Annotated in this window: 2 rRNA genes (1 of these 2 cut by a window edge); both read right to left on the reverse strand. The window is 54.4% G+C overall.

The window, feature by feature from the left end:
• Window positions 1-34 precede the first annotated feature (34 nt).
• Window positions 35-149, reverse strand: a 5S ribosomal RNA gene (gene rrf, locus ACR0DG_RS21355).
• Window positions 150-375: 226 nt separating this feature from the next.
• Window positions 376-2,500: ribosomal RNA gene (locus tag ACR0DG_RS21360) — 23S ribosomal RNA — on the reverse strand (it continues 702 nt past the right edge of the window).

Here is a 2,500-nt window from a genome sequence, read left to right on the forward strand (position 1 = left end):
TTTTCATCGTTAGAGAGGATTGGGCTTTTACTAGGTTTGGCGGTGACCTACTCTCCCGGGGCTTAAGCCCAAGTACCATTGGCGCGGCAGTGCTTAACTTCCGGGTTCGGGATGGGACCGGGTGTTTCACTTGCGCTATGACCACCAAACCGAGGAAAAGCCCACGTCGCTCTTTTTGCTTTGCAAAAAGGCGACGCGCGGGAGGCAGCGTATTCGCTTGCGAATGCGCGTTCCCGCACGGTTATAGTATCAACCAACATCGCGGCTAGGTGCTACGACGCTGTCCTTGGTCAAGGTGTGTATGCTTTTGGTCTTGTTTGATCGCCTACCGCTTTTCTACTTGAGGCGGTGAGCTTTGTCTTTCTGTTACTGGATCAAATCAAGCCTATCGGGCGATTAGTACCGGTCAACTGAACGCATTACTGCGCTTACATCTCCGGCCTATTGACGTGGTGGTCTTCCACGGCCCTCAGGGAGACCTTGTTTTGAGGGGGGCTTCCCGCTTAGATGCCTTCAGCGGTTATCCTGTCCGATCATAGCTACCCAGCACTGCCGTTGGCACGACAACTGGTCCACCAGTGGATCGTTCACCCCGGTCCTCTCGTACTAGGGGCAACTCCTCTCAAGTCTCCTACACCCACGGCAGATAGGGACCGAACTGTCTCACGACGTTCTAAACCCAGCTCACGTACCTCTTTAAACGGCGAACAGCCGTACCCTTGGGACCTGCTCCAGCCCCAGGATGAGATGAGCCGACATCGAGGTGCCAAACACTGCCGTCGATATGGACTCTTGGGCAGTATCAGCCTGTTATCCCCGGCGTACCTTTTATCCGTTGAGCGATGGCCCTTCCACTCGGGACCACCGGATCACTATGGCCGTCTTTCGACTCTGCTCGACTTGTCAGTCTCGCAGTCAGGCTGGCTTCTGCCATTGCACTCAACGAGCGATTTCCGACCGCTCTGAGCCAACCTTCGCGCGCCTCCGTTACGCTTTAGGAGGCGACCGCCCCAGTCAAACTACCCGCCACGCAGGGTCCCGGATCCGGATAACGGACCGCGGTTAGACATCAAGAGTGCGAAGGGTGGTATCTCAAGGGAGGCTCCACAGGGACTTGCGTTCCTGCTTCAAAGCCTACCACCTATCCTGCACATCACAATCCTGATGCCAGTGCGAAGCTGTAGTAAAGGTGCACGGGGTCTTTCCGTCTAACCGCGGGAAGCCTGCATCTTGACAGGCAATTCAATTTCGCTGAGTCGATGTTGGAGACAGCGGGGAAGTCGTTACGCCATTCGTGCAGGTCGGAACTTACCCGACAAGGAATTTCGCTACCTTAGGACCGTTATAGTTACGGCCGCCGTTTACCTGGGCTTCAATTCAAGGCTCTCACCTCTCCTTTTAACCTTCAGGCACCGGGCAGGCGTCAGACCCTATACGTCGTCTTGCGACTTCGCAGAGCCCTGTGTTTTTAATAAACAGTCGCCACCCCCTGGTTTGTGCCCCCAGCCCCTAGTTGCCTAGGAACCGGGCCTCCTTCTCGCGAACTTACGGAGGTATTTTGCCGAGTTCCTTCAACATCGTTCTCTCAAGCGCCTTGGTATGCTCTACCAGTCCACCTGTGTCGGTTTAGGGTACGGTCTGATGGAGGGCTATTTCCAGGAACCACTCAGCAGCCCAATCAATCCGATAAGATTGAACTACACCTGTGATCCGTCACATCCTCCTGGCTCAGGAATATTAACCTGATTCCCATCGCCTACGCCTTTCGGCCTCGGCTTAGGGGCCGGCTTACCCTGCTCAGATTAGCTTTAAGCAGGAACCCTTGGACTTTCGGCGAGAGTGTCTCTCACACTCTTTGTCGCTACTCATGTCATCATTCTCACTAGTGATCTCTCCACGGGATCGCTCACGCGCCCGCTTCATCGAAAGCTCCTTGCGTCCAATACCCCCGAAGGAGTTAAGGACGCATGGAACTATGTCACACTACGCTCTGCTACCGATGCTTACGCATCCCTAGACTTCGGCTCATGGCTTGAGCCCCGTTACATCTTCGCCGCAGGACAACTTATTTAGACCAGTGAGCTGTTACGCTATCTTTAAAGGATGGCTGCTTCTAAGCCAACCTCCTGGTTGTTTTGGTCGTCCCACCTGCTTTCCCACTTAGCCATGAATTGGGGGCCTTAGTCGTAGGTCAGGGTTGTTTCCCTCTCCACTACGGACGTTAGCATCCGCAGTGTGTCTGCCATCTAGTACTCCCGGGTATTCGGAGTTTGGTTAGGATCAGTAAGCCTGTGGGGCCCCATTACCCATCCAGTGCTCTACCCCCCGGGGTATTCGGATGACGCTCTACCTAAATAGATTTCGCAGAGAACCAGCTATCTCCGAGTTTGATTGGCCTTTCACCCCTAGGCACAGCTCATCCCGATCCTTTTCAACGGATGTGGGTTCGGTCCTCCAGTAAGTGTTACCTTACCTTCAACCTGGCCATGCCTAGATCACT

The sequence above is a fragment of the Ruegeria sp. BG8 genome (genome assembly GCF_056538325.1).